Origin of the sequence: Pseudoalteromonas sp. S3431 (assembly GCF_000690035.1) — a bacterium.
Classification (GTDB): domain Bacteria; phylum Pseudomonadota; class Gammaproteobacteria; order Enterobacterales; family Alteromonadaceae; genus Pseudoalteromonas; species Pseudoalteromonas fuliginea.
Genome location: NZ_JJNY01000050.1, coordinates 1 through 19,635, shown reverse-complemented (window position 1 = coordinate 19,635; position 19,635 = coordinate 1). Strand labels below are relative to the sequence as shown.

Genomic DNA, 19,635 nt, shown 5'->3' with positions numbered 1-19,635 from the left:
ATCCCTATCTCTCCACCATATTTTAATTGGTGGCTTTTTTTACTCCATCAATACAACCGGTTATGCGTTGGAGAGGTGTCCGAGTGGCCGAAGGAGCTCCCCTGCTAAGGGAGTATAGAGTTTGTAGCTCTATCGAGGGTTCGAATCCCTCCCTCTCCACCATACTTAATTTAAACCACTTAATTGTGGTTTTTTTGTGCCTAAAATTTAACACCGATACTAAATTGGGGGGGTGAGAACCCTCGACAGGGTTCGACAAAATGTCTGGAACATTTTGGGCCGCTGCAAGCGTCGCGCAGCGATTGATTACATGGATGTAAGCAAGTCTATCCCTTCCTCTGGACCATACTTAATTTAAACCACTTAATTGTGGTTTTTTTGTGCCCAAAATTTAACACCGATACTAAATTGGGAGGGTGAGAACCCTCGACAGGGTTCGACAAAATGTCTGGAACATTTTAGGCCGCTGCAAGCGTCGCGCAGCGATTGATTACATGGATGTAAGCAAGTCTATCCCTCCCTCTGGACCATACTTAATTTAAACCACTTAATTGTGGTTTTTTTGTGCCTAAAATTTATAAAAACTAAACAAATTGTGCCTTGTAATAACTTCGGGCATTATTAACACAACTTTAGCCACTTTAGGTTTAGCTATGATCCGATTCATATTGCTATCAGTTTGCGCGGCAGTTCCATTTTTTACCTTGGCACAAAGTACAACAGTGTATAAGTGTGTAATTAAGGGCGTTACTACCTTTAGCCAAACGCCTTGCGCTAAAGATGCACAAGTTATTACTCTTAAAGATATAAACGTAATTGAAGCATATAAAAGCTCTACGCCCGATAAAGGTATTAGCGACACCTCTGTGGATGACTACTTAGAGGTTCAACAAATAGAGCGTGAAATAAAGCGTCTTGAGCTATCTATTGCACAAAGCCAAAAAGAATACGCAGCTAAAAAACAGCAGATAGATTACATGACTCAAGATAAAGCCAATCGTTTAGGCGCTTCGTCTATTGCTGATGCTATCGCAACTAAAACAAATTCGTTAAAGCAAGCTTACGACGCATCAATTAATCAAATGCAGCAAAAAATAGAGTCATTAAAACAAAGACAGCAGCAGCTTAGCCAAAACCCTTAAGTGCTCGTTTTACTATCGAAATAAACTGCTCAACGTCTTCTCGGGTATTATAAATATGTGGCGATACTCGTATCCCAAATTTACGAGCATCTACACTGACTTTCGCTTTATTAAGCTCTGTAAGTAAATAGTCTTGCTGCTTATTAAAAAATAAAATAACAGTCCCGCTGCATTTATCACTACCCATAGGTGATGCAACATATTCAGCTAGTTGCTCATGAATAAGCGTAAGCATAGCTAAATTATGATCCCTTACCTTGTGAGCAGTTAGCTCTGCAAAGTAATTAATGCTATTTGCAGCGATAATATAAGGCGCTACAGAAGGTGTTCCACCCCAAAACTTAAGCGCACTGCTGTTATATTTAAAATTATTAATATCGAACTCAAATGGATTTTGATGCGAAAACCACCCCACATCTTTAGGCTCACAGAACTTTATTTGGTTTTTGTTAACCCATAAATAAGCTGCACCTGGGCCACCACATAACCATTTAACGCTCGAGCCAATCATAAAGTCAGCATCGAGTATGCTTAAATCAAGCGGTATCACACCCGCTGACTGAGCAACATCAACTATTGATAAACTATTGGTTAATTTACTTATAGCTACAATATCGTATACCGGCGCCTGTACACCTGTATTTGAATACACATGACTTATAAAAACTAAATCGATGTCGGCGGTTATATAACGTTGCCAAACACTAATATCAGTTAGGTTTTCGTGCTCTGGTATAAACATAATTTGCGCACACTCTGGCAACGCTTTTTGCATTGCAAAACCCATGCTCGGAAAATCACTTTGCGCCATAAGCACTTTACAATTTTTTTGCTGTAATCGAGGGTGCGACATAAGCAACTTTGTTAAGCCACTTGATAAATTAACTTGAGGACAAAACTGCGAACTAGGCGCATTAAATAACTTACCAAGCGCGGTAGTAAATTGCTCAACTGCGGGCAGCCATTGTTGCCAAGGTTCTTTATTTGAGCTCTCCCACGGTAAAAAGTAGTGCTGTGCTAAATATTGCTGTGTATTTTTAAGAGGACGCCCTACCGAGTGGTTTAATAAATAACAGCCATCTGCCATACAAAAATCATTTTTAAGCATGCTATTTAACCCATTCTTTAAGTGTATTTAGATCGTCAAAACGTGTTTTTATATCGTCGCGTTTGGCACTAGCTCGCCTATCTCTTAATTTTTCGAGCGAATCAAGTAATACATGAAGCGGCGGACCACTTGCTGTTACCTTGCTCATATGCTGCTGTTGCATATTTTTTGAAGGCTGAGCAATAAATTTTTCAACCAATTGATTATGATGACCGACTGCGGTGTCGCCATGTAATTTACACACTTGAATAAATAACGTTGCGTGATTTTTAAACCAATCTGTATTTTTATATTGCTCTGCTTGTAAAAAGTCATCCATAAAGCTTTGCATACGCATGGCTTCTCGTAGGATTTGTTGATCCTCCGGCATCATATATAAAAACTTATCCACCAGCATTTGCGAGTAACTAGGTTCATTTGCGCTACAAAGCCCTAGTAACATATCAATCACGTTAATACCTGCAAAGTCACCAGCATTTGCACCTCTGTAAACCTCTTTACCTACACGGTACGGTTTATAATAAGGGCGAACGCAGTTAAAAAAGCGATCTGTATCGAGCTCAGAATAAAGTGCATTATTTGACTCAGTTACATCTATAAGCGCTTGTTTAGCTACTTTTAATAACTCACCACACAAGGGGTGTGAAATACCCAACGGCAATATTTTTAATAAAGCATCACTTGCACGTTTATAGGCCAAAATACCTTGAGTGTTGTAATCAATAAATAGCTTTTCATCAGGTAAATTAGTAAATCGTTTATAAATACCGTTAAGTGCTTTGTTATGAGTAGTTAAGTGGGCGGTAGCAAAACGAGGGGTTACGCCAATGGATGCGCCTATATGCATAGCAAGCGCTGAGGCTTCAATTAGCGAGGAAGTAGTTTCTCTGCTTGGCTCAGTAATTTCATGGCGCCTACACGCCGCCATAAATAATCCTACGTTACCGAGTAAGTCAAAAGCACTATCAAAGCCTTGATCTGTGTTTCCCTCGGCTAATAAATTGCTAATTAATGCGTTGCCTTCTTTTTCTAACTGTTGCTTTAAGGCCTCACCTATTCCTTCTACATTTGCTTTATCTGTTTGTTGCCAATAGAGCTGCTCAAGTTCACTATTTAAAGTGACAAATCCTGTTCGTATCCATTGATCGAAAATAGCGGTATGTGTGTTCATTGTTGTGCTCTATTATTTTTATAATTAAATGCTAACAGAGTTTAATGAGAGTAAAACGCCAAAAAAAATAGTAAAAACCATAATATTTAGCAATAATCACTATAAATATAAAGATAATCAATGAAAGCCGATAACGATGTTAGATAAAAAAGATCAGCAATTACTTATCGCACTGCAAAGCCAAGCCCGCATGTCAGTTTCAGACTTGGCTAGCAGCATTAATTTGTCTGATACACCTTGCTTAAGGCGTATAAAAAAGCTCGAACAAGAAAACATTATTACCGGCTACCACGCAGCTATAAATCCCAAAGCACTTAACCTTAATGTGCTGGTGTATGCGTTTGTGAGGCTAAGCCAAAACTCGGTAAGTGCTGCTGAGCAATTTGAACACCATGTAGAAAAATTACCACATGTATTAGAGTGTTGTGTAATATCAGGAAGCTATGATTATCTATTAAAAATTATTGCACACGATCTTGAGAGCTATGAGAGATTTGTAAAACATCAATTAGGTGGTTTAAGTTGCATTGCTAATATAGAATCAACTGTCGTGTTAAAGCAGTCATTTAGCAAAAAGCAGTTACCATTATAAAAATTCCGCAAATAACTTACTGTTAGCTATACTGATATTTAAAAAATGAGAATAATAATCGCTTGGACCTTATGTGAAAAATTTTAACTCAAAATATCACTCTTTTATTTTTTACATAATTTTTGCCTTTGCATACTTCTTAGTCGGCATTGCACTCACTAAACTTGCTTTTAACTCACAAATAATTCCTATTTGGTTACCCGCCGGTATTGCTTTAGTGGGATGTTATATATGGTGGTGGCGATTTATTCTGCCATTATTTATAGCTTCTATAGCTTTTAATCTTAATGTTTTTAATAACTCAGTCCATGAAATGGTACTCATTGGCAACTCATTTAATGAGGCGATGTACATCTCTTTTGGTGTTGTAATACAGGCAATGGTAGGTGCGGCGCTTTTAAAATTTTGGTTGGGCCATCCGTTACGCTTTAAAAAACGCAAAAATATCATTTATTTTATTGTTGTAGTAGCCATTTTAGTGAGCTTAATTTCGGCTAATTGTGGTGTATTTGCACTGAGTGAATTCAACCCTGTTTACAGTATTGATAATCACTGGAGAAATGTTACTTACTGGTGGCTTGGCGATACTTTAGGCGTTTTAATTGCCACTCCATTGTTACTGTCTCTGCTACCACAAAAGTCGAATCAATATAATATATCTGTATTACCGACTCTTGCAGTATGTTCAGTTTTATTTGTCTCGGTTGCCGTTACAACTCAATTGTATGACCGAGAAAATCGTATCAATACGATTAAAATTGCTGAGCGTGAAGTTCACGTTATAGAAAATAGCTTATATAGGTACACAAATCGCAGTATTATTGCCGTGCAAAGTTTAGCGAGCCAAGTCCAATCATCATCGAAATTAAATCAGCAAGACTTTTATTCTTATGCAAGCCAACTACTCAAACAACATTCATTTATTAAAGCTTTATCGTGGAATGTAAAAATAGACCAAGATCAGCGCAATGCTTTTACTGAAGAAATCTCAAATATTTATCATTTAGATATTGATATCGTAGGTAAACCACTTGAGGATAATGACCCTCTCGTTATTGTTAAATATATTGCACCTTTTAACGGTAATCAAAAAGCGATTGGATTTAATGTCTTTTCAAATTCAGATAGAAAAGCATCATTACTCAACCCTGCCATTAAATATTTACCTATTAGCACTAAAATAATCCAACTGGTGCAAACCAAAGAGCCAAGCCCAGCTTATTTATTATTTGCGCCTGTGTACTCTCAAAGTATGAGTGGAGAAAAAATTAAAGGCTATGCCACTGGTGTGTTTTTAGTGCGCAGTATGATTGAACAAGCTATTTCTGAGCAACAATCAGACATGTTCTCGATTGGTATTTATGAAGATATAAACGAGCCTCCATTTTATACTAATTACTCAAAGAACCTCGACCAAGCACAAGGCAGTCGCCCAATGTCATTCAATGTCGACTTTGGTGGGCAACAATGGGTTGTAAAACTATCACTAAAAGAAAAGTTTTTATCACAGCACAATAGCCAACTCACTTTATTATTACTTATACTCCAAGTGGCCGTATGCTCATTAATTTTGATGGTATTACTACTATTTAATCAGCAGCAAATTGCGCTGACTCGCCAAGTAGCTGAGCGCACTTACTCTCTAGTACAAGCTAAAAAGCAATCTGATTTAGCTAACCAAGCTAAAAGTCAGTTTTTAGCGAATATGAGTCATGAAATACGTACGCCGTTAAATGCTGTAATTGGCTTTTCGTCTCTGGCGCGTAAAGAAGATAACGCAAATACACTCATTGGCTATTTGGATAAAATAAACTCATCTTCAAAAAGCTTGTTAAATCTAATAAACGATATTCTCGATATATCAAAAATAGAATCACAACGCTTAGTTCTTGAATATATCCCATTTGATTTAAATGCACTTGTACAGCGTATTAATACCATGTTTGAACAAAGCGCTATAAATAAAGGCCTTGATTGGAAAATTAACTGTAAATTACCAGCCGACACATGGTTTATTGGCGATTCTATGCGGATAGAGCAAATACTGCTTAACTTATGCAGTAATGCTATTAAATTTACAAAAAAAGGCAGCGTTACACTAAATATCGATACCGAGTTTGTATCTACCAATGAAGTAAAAATAACAATTAACGTTGTTGATACTGGTATGGGCATTAAATCAAACCAACATAACAAACTGTTTAATGCGTTTACTCAGGCCGATAGCTCTACTTCACGGCAGTTTGGAGGGACTGGCCTTGGTTTAACCATCGCTAGAGAGCTGAGCCAATTAATGAACGCCCAAATAACGTTGCAAAGTGAATTAGAGCAGGGATCTACTTTCACATTTGAGATACAGCTAGAAACAACAGAGCCAGAAGAACTCCCAACCATAACGACTGCAAATACCAATGCTGCATCTTTAAGTATTCTTGTTGCAGAGGATAATCCTGTAAATCAAATGGTCATTAAAGCAATGCTTGGGTCGCTAGGTATTGTGCCGCACATTGTTGAAAATGGTGAGCTGGCGGTCAACATTGTAAAAGAACAACATTTTGACTTAGTGCTTATGGATTGCCAAATGCCCATAATGGATGGCTATAGAGCCACGGCACTGATCAGGCAATTTAAAACAGACGAAGAGCTCCCTATCATTGCTTTAACCGCCGACGTTATGCCAGAGGATAAAGCACATGCACAAGCCGTTGGATTTAACCAGCATCTTGCAAAACCGCTTGAACTCAGTAAGCTAACCGAGTGTCTTGTCCAATATGCAGAAGTTAATGAACAATAGTGGTTTAATTTTAAACATATTTTTTGGTTTTATTTTAAGTGTTTTTTCGCATATTGTTGTCGCTCAAAATTGTATATCGCAGGCGAGCGACTTCAAATTTATAACAAAAAGTAAGCAACAAGGCTTATTACGCTTTGAAAATGAGCACAATCACCAGCGTTTTAATTACCATGCCCTTTTACCATTCAATCATTACTTAGATTATGCGTATAAACATATAAATAAAGCCAATCCCCGTGCAAATATGCCATGCCCCGTTATTACACAAACGTATCAGCAATTAGTGACACAAGGTACCCGAAAATCAGACCCTACTATTGTAGATATTATTGCCCCTTTTGAGCTTACGCATCCAAGCAGTAATAAAGTTGCACTATTAATCCACGGGTTAACTGACTCACCCTTTACGTATCACGATTTAGCACAAGTGTATTATCAGCAAGGCTATACCGTGCGTACTATATTATTACCAGGGCATGGAAGTGCCGCAAGTGCTTTACTCAATGTAGAGGTTAGCCAGTGGCAACAGGCAATCAAGTACGGAGTTGAGCGATCGATGCAAGACTTTGATGAAGTGATACTTGCAGGTTACTCTACCGGTGCAGCGTTACTTATTGATTACGCAACCAAACACACTGTTTCGCCTAAAATTAAAGCGCTTATGCTTTATTCGCCCGGCTCTGAGCCGCATAATAAGTACGGCTGGATAGCAAAGTGGATTGATGCCATACCCTTTGTTAATTGGATAGATAAAGACGCCGATGTAGACTTTGCTAAGTATGAATCATTTCCTTTAAATGCAGCTGCCGCTTCATACGATGCAATGTCACTTGCAAGCGTAAGTAGTTTAAACAAACGCCCTGCACTTAAATTGCCTATTTTTAGTGTACTTTCCGACATTGATACCACGATAGATACGCGTGCCACGCTAAAATTATTAAGTGCGTTACACAAGGGTAATTCAGTAAAATATAAGCCACTCGATACTTTAGTACTTTATGGCAAAACCGATATTTTACCGCCAGACTTTGCTAGTGACTACACAGTAAATAACCCGCAATGCACAACACCTCAATGTAAAAAAGTTCATGGTATGTCGCATATTGCTGTTGTTAACTCACCGAAAAATCCACATTATGGAATTAACGCAACCTATCGTAATTGTGGCAGCTTTATTAACGATGAGTCCCTGTACAAAACATGTAAAACAACAACAAAACCACAACTAGGAGAGCGTACAAGCGCCAACTTAAAACACTATCCGGCTTTACAACGCTTAACTTATAATCCTCATTTTACCGAGCTTAAAATGCAAATTAGTACGTTTATTAAAAATGTAGAACAGCTTAGAACAACTACAAGGTAAGTAGTCATGGGAACGTTTTCGCACCAATGGTTTAGCAGTATTAATGAGATTGATCAGGCGCAGTGGCAACGTTTATTTGGTGATGAACCATTTACTCAACATGCTTTTTTATATGCCCTTGAACAAAGCCAATGCGTAACACAAAAAAGCGGTTGGCAGCCCCATCACCTCGCTATTTTTGAAGATGATACGCTCGTTGCACTTGCACCCGGGTATTTAAAAAGTCATTCATATGGCGAGTACGTATTTGACTGGGCATGGGCTGAGGCATACGAAAAACACGGTTTAGAATATTATCCCAAGTGGCTATCTGGAATTCCCTTTAGCCCTATTGAAGGCAAGCGTATTGCTATCGATCACGCTAACCCAAATGCGGTGTATCAGTACATTACAGAGCAACTTAGCATACACAGTGCTGAGCAAGGATGGTCGGGTTGGCATGTTAATTTTTGCGACCAAGCCCAAGCGACTTCATTAACTGAGCAACATGCCATGTTAAGAGTGGGTGTGCAATTTCAGTGGTTTAATAAAGGTTTTGAAACCTTTGACGACTTTTTGCAAATACTTAGCTCACGAAAACGTAAGTCACTTAAAAAAGAGCGAGCTAAAATAGCGCAACAAAATATTGATATTGAATGGCTGCAAGGAACGCAAATTACGCCCGAGATAATGCAATTGTTTTGTGAGTTTTATCAGCGTACCTACTTAAAGCGTTCTGGTCATTTGGGCTATTTAAATATGGAGTTTTTTACGCTTTTACATGCCTTAATGGCTAATAATCTCGTTATTATGCTGGCCAAAAAAGACGACAACGTGATTGCTGCAACACTTAGTTTAGTAGGTAAAAATACGCTTTATGGGCGCTACTGGGGAGCAAGTGAGGAAGTAGATTCGCTTCACTTTGAGTTGTGCTATTACCAAGGTATTGAGTTTGCAATAAAGCATAAACTCAGCTGCTTTCATTCGGGAGCACAAGGTGAGCACAAAATAGCACGCGGATTTGAACCCGTACTTACCTACTCTGCTCACCATATTGTTGATGGCGATTTCAGTAATGCAATAAGCGACTACTTAAAGCGTGAACGCGGCCATATTGATATATATAAAGAGCAATGTAGCTCATTACTGCCGTTTAAAAACGAGTAACTGATTATTTGCAGGCATGGCAGTATCGCTAATAAGCGTAAGCCCTGCTTGCTTAGCTAGTTGTTCAACTGCTTCAAAATCTCTTATTCCACTTAACGGATCGCGCTCTGTTAAAAAGGCACTAAAGTCATCATTACTTGGGCTGGTAAATTCACCTTGGTACTTAAATGGTCCGTAAATGCACAACATACCGTCGCTATTTAAGTGACGTTTAACACCGTCAAAAAAACGTTCAACTAATTGCCAACTTACAATATGAAATGTGTTTGCAGTATAAATAGCGTCAACCTTATCTACAGGCCATTCATTATTTAAATCAAGCTCAAGTGGTGCATGTAAATTAGTTAAATTAGCTTCGTGGTGCCATAAATTAATCCCTTCGTGGTTTATAGCGCGATCACTTGTATGCCATTGTAAATGTGGTAATTGTTCTGCAAAAAACACACTATGTTGGCCGGTTCCTGAGCCTATTTCAAGCAATACTTTCGTTTTATTAAGTACCTGAGTAAGCACTTTTAAAATAGGCTTTTTGTTATTTTCGCAAGCTTGTGAGAAAGGTTTAGCCATTACTTTGCACCAAATGAGAAGCATATTGCACAACAATATCGCAAATTGCTAATTTTGGGTAACTAAAATTGTATCGAGTATTTATAAAGACTATTAAATTCATAACTCTACAACTAATTTAAGGCAGTGGTATGTATTATGCTTTAGTTATATTAACCTTTACTTGGGTTAATTTATGATTTAATTAATAGGAAAATATTATGCATACTCCCTCTTATACAGCTGTAGATGCAGCTGTTGCTATAATTGAAAAAACCACCGACGATCATAGTTATGCCGTTGATATGAGAGCTACAGTAATCGATTTACTTTCGCATCCTAAACATAATCAAAAGGCGATAACAAAACATGAAACAGATCAGATATTTATTCTTGGCTACAATTAAAACTCAAATTAATATCGCAAATAATTTTAATAATAACTGTTTACACTGAAACCGATTAAATGTAATGATAACTATTATCGTTAACTTGAGTCGGTTTTTTTATGTCTTCAAATCATGCACAGCATCGCTACCATCAAGAACTCTCTTGCCATTGCTTAAGACCCGGCCTGCATGCACCCATGCTCGTTGCCAATTACATAGAAACCGCCCTAAACGTCGCCAAAAACTTTGAACAACAGCGAAATCCTTTGCTTCAAGAGTTTTATCTTAGGCGCACACACCATGAAATTATGAACAAAATGTGCGACCCTCTTATCCATAATGCTATTCGTAAGCAATGTTTAGAGCAGTTATACAAACCTTTATTAGCACTAAAACGGTTTTATAAAGTGCATAACAATACTGCACAATTTTTAATACTGGAGCGTGAAGCTCGTATTCTTAGTCACGAATTCAACCCTTTTTAAGGAGCACACTTATGAGCAACTTTAGAACAGAATCAGACAGCATGGGCGAGCTAAAAGTACCTACTGATGCGCTCTATCAAGCGCAAACACAGCGAGCGGTTAATAACTTTGCCATTAGTGGCTTACCTATGCCAAAGCAATTTATCACTGCACTGGCTTATATAAAGCAAGCCGCTGCACAAAGTAACTGCGAGCTTGGCCATCTAAGTAAAGACAAAGCAAATGCTATTGAGCAAGCTTGTCAAAGTATTATTGATGGCGAACATGTTGAGCATTTCCCCGTTGATATTTTTCAAACAGGTTCGGGCACAAGCTCAAATATGAATGCCAACGAAGTTATTGCAACACTTGCTAGCCGATTAGGCAATGAAAGCATTCACCCTAATGATGATGTAAACATGGGACAAAGCTCTAACGATGTAGTTCCTACCGCTATCGCACTCAGTAGTGCAATAAATGTAGTGTATGAATTACTTCCTTCGCTTGAAAACTTATCGCAAAGCCTAGAAAAGAAAAAAGCTGAGGTAGGCCATATAGTTAAAACGGGCCGTACGCATTTAATGGATGCAATGCCTGTTACATTTAATCAAACACTAAGTGCATGGCAGTCACAAGTTAATCATGCTGCAGCAGGAATTAGACATAGCTTAGAGCGTGTATGCGAACTTGCACAAGGTGGTACAGCGGTTGGAACAGGAATAAATGCAGACCCTAAATTTGCAGCAAAATTTACAGAAAACCTAAGTGCCAATGTAGGCATTAGATTTACGCCTAGCAGTAACTTTTTTTATAACATAGGTTCACAAGACGCCATAGTTGCGCTTTCGGGGCAATTAAAAGTACTCGCTGTCGCACAAATGAAAATAGCAAACGACTTACGCTGGATGAACTCAGGACCACTAGCGGGCCTTGGTGAAATAGAGCTTGAAGCGCTTCAACCAGGCTCGTCTATTATGCCTGGTAAAGTAAACCCTGTTATACCAGAAGCCGCTGCAATGGTAAGTGCACAAGTAATAGGTAACGATGCCACCATTACAGTGGCAGGCCAAGCGGGTAATTTTGAGCTGAACGTTATGCTGCCAGTCATTGCTTATAATATTTTACAAAGTATAGAATTACTTGCCAATAGCGCGCAAGCATTGGGCGATAAAGCCATTGCCAGCTTTAAGGTAAATCAGCCTAATATAGATAAAGCGCTCGCTAAAAATCCAATTTTGGTAACTGCGCTTAATCCGGTGATCGGTTATGAAAAAGCAGCAAAAATAGCAAAGCAGGCTTATAAAGAAGCCCGCCCTATTATTGATGTAGCCGAACAAGAAACCGATTTACCACGCAGTGAACTCGAAAAGCTACTTAATCCCACCAAACTAACGCAGGGCGGACTTTAATTACTTGATTATATAGTTTTTATTGCCGTAAAAAATGCACAGTGTATGATAGTGATGAATATTTCATCACTATCAAGGTTTATTATGCGTACCCCATTGTTAGCCATACTTTTACCTCTTTGTTTAACTGCATGCTTAGATAAAACACCAGCTGAAACAGATCAAGTAACAGTCACCTCTGAAACTGAAACATCAAAGCCAGTACTTCAAAAATTACAAGAGAATACTAAAACACAAAACAAATCAGTTGCTGAAAAAATCCCGAAAGCCGATTTAAAAGAAGTTTCAATAGAAGATATCAGAGCAGCTAAAACCGAGTTAAATACACTTATTGCAGACACGCAATGTGATACAAGCACGCAATGTAGGGTAAATGCAGTGGGTAGCCGCGCATGTGGTGGACCGAGTAGTTTTATTGTGTATTCAACAAAATCAGTGTCTGAAGAGCAAGTAACAGCCTTAAGTGATAAAGTTACAAAGCTTGAAAGTAACTATAATGCACAAAAAGGGATGATGAGTATTTGTCAGCATTTAACAACGCCAAGCACGCAGTGTGTTGAAAATAAATGTGTTAAACTTGAAGGTTCAGCGGTAAGTGCATTTTAAGGATAACGTTATGAGTTGTTTATCATCGGCAATTAAACTATCAATTTTAAGCGTTGCTAGCAGCATTTTATTACTAAGTGGTTGTGCTAGCACAATAACGTCAAGCAATGAACAAAGTAAAAACTTGTCTGACTTAAACTATGAGCTGAATGACATGGTGAGTGATAATAGCTGCACCGCTAGCTTTCAGTGCAAAGTGCTTGAAGTTGGCGCCCGCGCATGCGGTGGACCGAGTAAATATGTTGTTTACTCAACACTTAACACCCCGCAAGAAAAAGCTGAAAATATTGCGCAACTCATAACAAAGCAAGAAAAAATAAAAAATGCAGCACAAGGCTTAACCGATTGCTCCCCTGTACTTGAAGTACAATCGCTGTGTATTAATCAGCAATGTCAGTCGTTTGATATAAAGTAAATCAAACTTAATTTCAGCGTTAACTTAAATACGGAATTAACGCTGAAATTACTACCACCAGTATCACGCAAATACCTGCTTTTATAATGTACTTCATGGGCATTGTTTTAAGCACCCAATACGCATAAATAAAACGTACAAAATAACTCGCCGCTGTACCAAACAACGCAAAAATAATTAAGTAAGCAATTAAAATAATATTCATAATAATCTAGTGTAACTACTTAGTTTTTTTAGTGTGAGCAATTAGTAAGTCAGCTACTTGTTGTTTTACGGCTCGCTTATCATCACTTGAGACATCAAAGCGACTGGCTAGTTGCGCAATTTCATCATCATTTAAATTAAACGATAAACGTTGACGCGTTTTTTTAGATTTTACATCTAAGCCAAGTATTTTACGGATCATATCTGACGGTGTTAACTCTTGGTCTATAGCTTGCTTTTTTATCAGCTTTTGAACTTCACTGCTTAGATCAAATGCCATTTGTGTGGCACGTACAGCTTGCTCCTGACGTAACCACTTGTCTTTAGCATCACTCACTTAGCATCTCCGGGAAACAAGTCTACAATGTCTGACATTGGACGCATGAGCGTTAGCGATACTTCGGTTTCGCCGCCATCCCAAATTTCGATATTTAAACCAAAACCTTCATTATCTGACGCTAAGCAAATCATTTCACATGGCTCACCACCTTCTTGCTCATAACGAGGCAAAGTTTGGTTGCGGTAATCTTTATTATGGAAATAACACACATAAGGCGACTCGCTTTGTTGATAGCTTTTAGCTAAAAACTGCATAAAGCGCTCTGGTGTATTTTGCACTGTAATGTGGGTTAACGACTCTTCATCAAAAATACGCGCAAACTCATCAAGGCCAAATATCTCCTCAACTTCGTTGCGCTGAATTTTAATAGAAAAGTTAGCCCACTCCTCGCCGTCATCTTGCTCAATTTGTAAAAATACAACTTGGCCGCTGTTTGTCTCAAGTACAAATTCAGTATCGCTACTGTGCTGATATTGGTAAGTCTGAATACCAGTAACACGTAGCGTTTCACCTTTTAGCCATGCCGGATAAGCAAAGGAGTCGATAACGCTAAACATGTCGCCTTTTTTAAGCTCGCTCGGATGATTAAGCTGACGCTCTGGCTCTTTTTTAGATTTGAAAAAATTAAACATAGGAAGGCTGCCCTCTAAGCAAAAAAGGTAACTGAGCAAAACTCGGTTACCTTTTTAAAGTATAAACGTAATGGTTAGCTATTTTGCTTCGCTTTGATGCGAGCTAAAATATCAGCGCTTTTTGGACTTGTGTCGCCAATACCTGCTTCAGCCATTTTTGCTTTTAAGTCATCGCCATTTACGTCTGACTCAAGTTGTTTTGCAGCACCTAGCTGGTCGCTACGATCTTGTTGACGCTGTTTAATGCGTTCAAGTGATTGACGAGCCGATGTCATAGACGAGCTGTTTGTATTAAGCGTGCTGTTAACAGCCATTGTTGCTTGCTGTACGCTTTCAGTGGTTTTAACCATTGTAAGCTGGCGCTGATTCTCTTTAATCGATTTTTCAGCATCTTTAACTTGCTGCTTAAGCGTAACAATGTGATTGCTAAAGCCAGATAATACTTGCTCGTTTTCAGCTTTTTCAGCTTCAAAGTCACCAATTTTTTCTGCAATTTCTAATGCTAACGCTTCGTTGCCCTTTTCAAGAGCTTGGCCTGCATACGCTTCATGTTCAGCGATTGATGCATCTACAGCGCTAATTTTACGCTTAGTTTGCATTTCTTTAGCCATTACTTCAGTAAGGCTTTTTTTAGCACGGTGAAGTGCATTTTGCGCGTCTGCAATTTCTTGCTCAAAAATACGGATGCCATTTTTGTCTACAATTGCTTCGCCTGCTTCACGAGCGCCGCCACGTACTGCTGTAAATAATTTTTTTAAAATACTCATAATCTTAACTCCACTAACTGGCTATTAATCGTTTAAATACAAGGTCACGGCTTCTAGTGCATCGATAGCGTTATCGGCTAATGTCACTAGTTCGTGGGTAACGTCATCTAATGATGAATTTACCGACAGTGCACCAAAAATCGCGTATTTGTTATCGATTTTAGCAAATGCACTCAGTGGAATTGGCACGTTTAAACGTAGTAATGTTTCGTTTAATTCGTTGCGTAATTCACTCTTAACTTCATCTTCGTCAAACAAGTAGCTAATACATAACAACTGCTCTTGCGTTTGTGTAACAAAAATTGGAAGTTCATCATTTCCATCAACAATGACTTGTAAAACATCTTGCTCGCCAGGGTTGGCAATCAAGAAAGACTCAAAGTTAGCACCTTCAGTTTCAAAAGAAGCTAATTTTATTGAAAGTTCATTTAATTCCATGTCTCTGCCTTTTGTCGTTTGACATATTATGTCTGAGTTAAGATTCTCACGGCCGACATATTATGTCAACCATGTTTTGTTAGTTTTTATACAATTCGCTTTCTATTTGCCATGCAGTTCGGTAGTAATCATACAACTGACCAGATCCTAACCTATTGACCTCAATACTTTTAACTTGTTCAAAGTAGTGGTTAGGAAATACAAAGCTTGCCAATAAATATTCTTTACTAATCCATCTTGATGGCACAGGCATAGCCGTCGCATCATTAATACGGCCACTGGCCGGCTGCCCCATTTTAGTCGCTATAGTCCAGCCCCACTGCCCAAACGAAGGTATGTTTTGCTGATACTGCTCAACATACTCAAACCCTGCCGCTTTGACCGTTTTAGCAATGCTTAAAAACGCTTTTTTAGCATGATAAGGTGAAGTTGATTGAACCGCCATTGCGCCATCGGGTGCTAATAACTGACGTACATGATTATAAAAATAGTCACTGTACATTTTATTTAGATCAGGGTGATTTGGGTCCGGTAAATCAATTAAGATGGTGTCGAACTGCTTAGATTGATCAAGCAGCTTTTCAACTTCTAAAAATGCATCACCCACAATTATGTTGGCTCGCGAGTCTTGCATCGATTTATTGTTTAGCTGTAGTAATCGCTTATTGATGTGCTCTGGCGTCGTAAAGTCACCGTCTTTATGACCAAATAAATTCAGTAGTTGCGCGTCTAAATCTATTAGCGTTACTTCACTTACAGGCCACTTTAAAACATCTCTAAGTGCAAGCCCGTCACCACCACCAATTATTAATACACGGTCGTGTCTGTTAGAGGTAAGCATTGCAGGGTAAACCAGCATTGAATGATATATTTGCTCATCAATACTTGAGAACTGTAAACGCCCATTTAAATATAAATCGGTGATTGGCTGAGGTTGGTTTTTGCTTAATCTTTCGGTTAAAACTACGTGCTGGTATTTGGTTGCTTGCGAATAAATTACTTTATCTTTGTATAAAACATTACTTAGATTGTTCATCCAGCTACTGCCAAATACTAAAATAAAGCCAAACAATGCCAACAGTACTATATGGCAAACTAAAAGTGCCTTAGCAAAGCGCACATGGGCATGGTAACGCCATAAAAACGCGAGCCCTGCGATGATGTTAAATAACGCCGTCCACGCCGCAGCTTGCATTATAGGCATTGAGAGCATGATGCTTACCCAAATGGCGGCGCCAATACCAGCACCAATATAATCGGCACCATAAATAGTCCCTGCGTTGTTTTCTAAAAAACGGCCATAAACGTGCTGACGAATGCGCGCTATAAGCGGTATTTCCATACCAATGAATAAGCCCAGTATTAAACCAAAAACATAAGGTAGAAAACGTGACCACTCTTGTAGCTTTTGAAATACGTAACCATTAAGTACAACATCAGGGGGTAAATTAAAAATGCTCGAAAATAAATGAGGAAGAGAATAACTTACAGCTATTACACCCGCTATCGCTAAAATGCAGCCCATGCCAACCAAAGCAATAATGCTTTCTAGCCAAGCAAAAGCGGTAAATGCATCTTTAAACCAGCGCGCTAAAAAAGCGCCTAAGCCCATTGCTACAATCATAGTACCAATCATGGCGTAAATAGCGCTTTCTACTGAGCCAAGTACACGGCCCGCATAATGAGACAGTAAGTATTCATAAATAAGGCCGCATCCAGCAAGCACGGCCATAACAGTAATTAGTAATATATCGTGCCCAAGTAAGCGAGACTTACTTGGGGGAGTGTTGGTTGATGACACTGATTATGCGCCTAGTAAGGTTGCCATAGTGATACCTACAGCAAATGATACTGCTGCAGAAATAGTAGCTACACCTACATTTTTTTGACGATTAACTTCATCGGAAATATCGCAACCAGATAAAATTATTTTAATTGTCACTAAGTGCAAAATAATAAATGCGACAAGGCTCACAACAGCGCTAATAGCCCAGTATAGTAAACTCGCATTAATATTATCAGCAGCGTATGGCGCAACACCCGTTGCAGCTGTAATAGCTAATGCACTACCTATTAAAAATCCAGCATAACGAATACCCACAGCTAAGTTACCATCAACAATTGCTTGTTGTAGGCAGTCGCCACTTTTGTTTGTACGCTTAAATAACTGCACTCGGTATTGGCTAACAAGTAGTAATACAACACTACCTATAATAAAGGCGGCAATTACAATTGGAAGACCATGCCAGCCATCAGTAGCCACCCATAAAAGTGCTGAGCGAATAACTATTGCAACGCTAACAACATGACCAAAATCAATTATTGAAGCTGTAACGTTACCTTTAACTATTTCGTTGTGCAGGCTTACTTTACGAAGCGCTACTTTATCTTGGAAAAAGTGGCCCAACTTAATAAGTACAATAGCTAATGCGCCGTAAGCTAACATTTGCAGTGCTTCTTGTTGCAGTGTTGCAGCAAAAGCACCACTACTTACACCTGTTAATACAATCGCCAGTGCCACTAAACCAGCGGCAAAGCTAATACCAAAAGCAAAGTTATCACGCTCTGTTATTTCATCATTTGCGTGTAAGTTTGAAACCCAGCCTTTTATATATTTAAGGCTTACAAATAATAAAACAATAATTGCAAAATCAATCGCCAACGCTTGTAGCGACCACATAGTTATTCCATTAAATTCATACATATTATTCTAACTCCAACTTATTCTTTTACTTACCACGGCTCACGCCACGAGAGGTTCTGCTACCGCTATCACGCACCGTTCCTGAGCTATTGCTATAACTGCTAGAACGAGAATAACTACTGCGGCTTTTTGGTGGCGTATAACTACTACGGCTTAAACCGGATGCACCTGTTTTTTTACTCGCATAAGGGCTTGTAAACTGCTTACCTTGGCGTTGGTATGTTTGGCGCGTGCGTGTTTCTAGCGCGCTTTGGGTTTTAATTTGTTTAGGGCTTGAATAACGCGAGCGGCCATAGTCATTGTAATAGCTATACTTTCGGCGCTTACTCCAGCTTCCATATTCAACACGATCAAATACATCACCTAAAATACGGTACATTCCGTACCATTGCCAAAAGCTAATACCGTTACTATTTGATTGCCAGTTACCATAGTTAGGGTTACCTACCATTTGGTTACCAACACCCTCACCTTCAGCTTGCTTACTAATTGCGCCTACACGCGCTAAAGTGCCTTTGGACATATCAGCTAGCATATTAATAGGATCGGTTAACGCATCAGAAAATAGCGTAGGTTTAGATGCATCACGCAACAAATCAATGCTATGTAACGTATCTTCGTAAGGAGGAATTAAGTAAGTTCCTTTAATATCTTTAAGTCGCTGTGTTAAGCCACTATAAAGTGCGCCTTGGCGCGTTGCATCAAGGGTAATTACATCAACAACTTTTGTAAGCTCTGGTTGTTGTTTTTTAAGAAGCTCGCCATATTCTTTAAGTAACACAGCATTACGTACACTTCCATTATCGAGTGCAGTACCAAGCTGAGACAGCTCCGTATCTACCTTTTTAATAGACTCTTGAATTGTTTGTTGCAGCTGCTCTTCTTTCGATTGACAACCCATAAGCACTGCGAACAAACAAAACAGGCTTATAAGTTTCCAAGCTTTAATATTCGACATTCATGTCACCTGATTTACTAAATTAACTCAGGTAGTTTTACACAGGTCACTTATTAAACCAAGAATGAAATTGCAACAAAATGAGAAGAAACGTGGGACTCTGTAATCAGGGTCTGATTTATTGAGAATTTAGTGAAAATATTAAGCTATATCGTAAGGTTAGAATTGAAGTTTAAGCGTTATAAGGGGGTACTTACAGTGATTTTAGCGTCAGGAATCGCTGCGCTCGCCCGCCCTACGTGATGGGTGTTGATGTGAGTGTGTGTTAATTACGCACATTTCACTTTTCTGCAGACGTAAAAAAGCCCGACTATTTCTAGTCGGGCTCTCTACAATTTGAAGCCTGGTAATGTCCTACTTTCACATAGCAAATGCTACACTATCATCGGCGCTGTTTCGTTTCACTACTGAGTTCGGCATGGAGTCAGGTGGGTCCAAAACGCT

At 38.8% G+C, this 19,635-nt stretch carries 21 protein-coding genes, 1 tRNA gene and 1 rRNA gene; 11 read left to right on the top strand and 12 right to left on the bottom strand.

The annotated features are described in order from the left end of the window. Nucleotides 1-69 precede the first annotated feature (69 nt). Both DO88_RS06435 and DO88_RS06440 read left to right on the top strand, forming a co-directional pair. Nucleotides 70-162, top strand: a tRNA-Ser gene (locus DO88_RS06435). Between the two features lie 491 nt (nucleotides 163-653). Further along, nucleotides 654-1,142: a DUF4124 domain-containing protein gene (locus DO88_RS06440; RefSeq protein ID WP_007377901.1), complete on the top strand. Its 489-nt coding sequence runs from the start codon at nucleotides 654-656 to the stop codon at nucleotides 1,140-1,142. Here DO88_RS06440 and DO88_RS06445 read toward each other — a convergent pair. Both DO88_RS06445 and DO88_RS06450 read right to left on the bottom strand, forming a co-directional pair. Beyond that, a complete protein-coding gene (locus tag DO88_RS06445; RefSeq protein WP_007377902.1) occupies nucleotides 1,126-2,250 on the bottom strand; it encodes an aminotransferase class V-fold PLP-dependent enzyme in 1,125 nt (374 codons plus the stop codon). The genes DO88_RS06440 and DO88_RS06445 overlap by 17 nt on opposite strands. A gap of 1 nt (nucleotide 2,251) precedes the next feature. Next, a complete protein-coding gene (locus DO88_RS06450) occupies nucleotides 2,252-3,421 on the bottom strand; it encodes a PrnB family protein (RefSeq protein ID WP_033032142.1) in 1,170 nt (389 codons plus the stop codon). A gap of 136 nt (nucleotides 3,422-3,557) precedes the next feature. Here DO88_RS06450 and DO88_RS06455 point away from each other — a divergent pair, with 136 nt between their 5' ends. The 4 genes from DO88_RS06455 to DO88_RS06470 all read left to right on the top strand — a co-directional run bounded on the left by DO88_RS06455 (nucleotide 3,558) and on the right by DO88_RS06470 (nucleotide 9,319). Then, nucleotides 3,558-4,013, top strand: coding sequence for an Lrp/AsnC family transcriptional regulator (locus DO88_RS06455; RefSeq protein WP_007377904.1), 456 nt, complete (start codon nucleotides 3,558-3,560; stop codon nucleotides 4,011-4,013). Between the two features lie 73 nt (nucleotides 4,014-4,086). Continuing rightward, nucleotides 4,087-6,807, top strand: a complete 2,721-nt coding sequence (locus tag DO88_RS06460; RefSeq protein ID WP_033016194.1) for an ATP-binding protein — start codon at nucleotides 4,087-4,089, stop codon at nucleotides 6,805-6,807. After that, a complete protein-coding gene (locus tag DO88_RS06465) occupies nucleotides 6,797-8,173 on the top strand; it encodes an alpha/beta hydrolase (protein ID WP_033039970.1) in 1,377 nt (458 codons plus the stop codon). Before DO88_RS06460 ends, DO88_RS06465 begins: the two co-directional genes overlap by 11 nt. Before the next feature lie 6 nt (nucleotides 8,174-8,179). Continuing rightward, nucleotides 8,180-9,319, top strand: coding sequence for a GNAT family N-acetyltransferase (locus DO88_RS06470; protein ID WP_033039967.1), 1,140 nt, complete (start codon nucleotides 8,180-8,182; stop codon nucleotides 9,317-9,319). On the opposite strand, the gene DO88_RS06475 is transcribed toward DO88_RS06470, so the two are convergent. Further along, entirely contained in the window at nucleotides 9,296-9,886 is a 591-nt protein-coding gene (locus DO88_RS06475) for a DUF938 domain-containing protein (protein WP_033039965.1), read from the bottom strand. The two genes, DO88_RS06470 and DO88_RS06475, sit on opposite strands and share 24 nt — an antisense overlap. A 200-nt stretch (nucleotides 9,887-10,086) precedes the next feature. On the opposite strand from DO88_RS06475, the gene DO88_RS06480 reads away from it, so the two are divergent. The 5 genes from DO88_RS06480 (at nucleotide 10,087) to DO88_RS06500 (ending at nucleotide 13,148) form a co-directional block, all read left to right on the top strand. After that, nucleotides 10,087-10,272 carry a hypothetical protein gene (locus tag DO88_RS06480; RefSeq protein WP_007377909.1) on the top strand — a complete coding sequence of 62 codons (186 nt, stop codon included), beginning with the start codon at nucleotides 10,087-10,089 and terminating at the stop codon, nucleotides 10,270-10,272. A 101-nt stretch (nucleotides 10,273-10,373) separates the two neighbouring features. Continuing rightward, a complete protein-coding gene (locus DO88_RS06485) occupies nucleotides 10,374-10,739 on the top strand; it encodes a hypothetical protein (RefSeq protein ID WP_232224816.1) in 366 nt (121 codons plus the stop codon). Nucleotides 10,740-10,750: 11 nt separating this feature from the next. Then, on the top strand, nucleotides 10,751-12,127 hold the full coding sequence (locus tag DO88_RS06490) for a class II fumarate hydratase (protein WP_033039963.1): 1,377 nt from the start codon (nucleotides 10,751-10,753) through the stop codon (nucleotides 12,125-12,127). A gap of 84 nt (nucleotides 12,128-12,211) precedes the next feature. After that, on the top strand, nucleotides 12,212-12,733 hold the full coding sequence (locus DO88_RS06495) for a hypothetical protein (protein ID WP_008137932.1): 522 nt from the start codon (nucleotides 12,212-12,214) through the stop codon (nucleotides 12,731-12,733). A 10-nt stretch (nucleotides 12,734-12,743) separates the two neighbouring features. After that, the gene (locus tag DO88_RS06500; RefSeq protein ID WP_007377913.1) at nucleotides 12,744-13,148 is read left to right on the top strand and encodes a hypothetical protein; all 405 of its coding nucleotides are present in this window, start codon (nucleotides 12,744-12,746) and stop codon (nucleotides 13,146-13,148) included. Nucleotides 13,149-13,167: 19 nt separating this feature from the next. Here DO88_RS06500 and DO88_RS06505 read toward each other — a convergent pair whose 3' ends face one another. From DO88_RS06505 to rrf, 9 genes are all read right to left on the bottom strand, one after another. Beyond that, a complete protein-coding gene (locus tag DO88_RS06505) occupies nucleotides 13,168-13,353 on the bottom strand; it encodes a hypothetical protein (protein ID WP_007377914.1) in 186 nt (61 codons plus the stop codon). Between the two features lie 15 nt (nucleotides 13,354-13,368). Next, complete coding sequence (locus DO88_RS06510; protein WP_007377915.1) at nucleotides 13,369-13,689, bottom strand: hypothetical protein; 321 nt, start codon at nucleotides 13,687-13,689, stop codon at nucleotides 13,369-13,371. Further along, on the bottom strand, nucleotides 13,686-14,324 hold the full coding sequence (locus DO88_RS06515) for a DUF4178 domain-containing protein (RefSeq protein ID WP_007377916.1): 639 nt from the start codon (nucleotides 14,322-14,324) through the stop codon (nucleotides 13,686-13,688). The genes DO88_RS06510 and DO88_RS06515 overlap by 4 nt, the downstream gene beginning before the upstream one ends. 74 nt (nucleotides 14,325-14,398) lie before the next feature. Beyond that, nucleotides 14,399-15,091, bottom strand: coding sequence for a PspA/IM30 family protein (locus DO88_RS06520; RefSeq protein ID WP_007377917.1), 693 nt, complete (start codon nucleotides 15,089-15,091; stop codon nucleotides 14,399-14,401). A gap of 24 nt (nucleotides 15,092-15,115) precedes the next feature. Continuing rightward, on the bottom strand, nucleotides 15,116-15,529 hold the full coding sequence (locus tag DO88_RS06525; protein ID WP_004335098.1) for a YjfI family protein: 414 nt from the start codon (nucleotides 15,527-15,529) through the stop codon (nucleotides 15,116-15,118). A gap of 79 nt (nucleotides 15,530-15,608) precedes the next feature. Further along, nucleotides 15,609-17,330: a polyamine aminopropyltransferase gene (locus DO88_RS06530; protein ID WP_033039961.1), complete on the bottom strand. Its 1,722-nt coding sequence runs from the start codon at nucleotides 17,328-17,330 to the stop codon at nucleotides 15,609-15,611. A 3-nt stretch (nucleotides 17,331-17,333) separates the two neighbouring features. After that, nucleotides 17,334-18,233, bottom strand: coding sequence for a DUF350 domain-containing protein (locus DO88_RS06535; protein WP_033032158.1), 900 nt, complete (start codon nucleotides 18,231-18,233; stop codon nucleotides 17,334-17,336). A gap of 25 nt (nucleotides 18,234-18,258) precedes the next feature. Next, complete coding sequence (locus tag DO88_RS06540) at nucleotides 18,259-19,191, bottom strand: hypothetical protein (RefSeq protein WP_033039959.1); 933 nt, start codon at nucleotides 19,189-19,191, stop codon at nucleotides 18,259-18,261. Between the two features lie 341 nt (nucleotides 19,192-19,532). After that, a 5S ribosomal RNA gene (gene rrf, locus DO88_RS19255) occupies nucleotides 19,533-19,635 on the bottom strand; the annotation flags it as partial.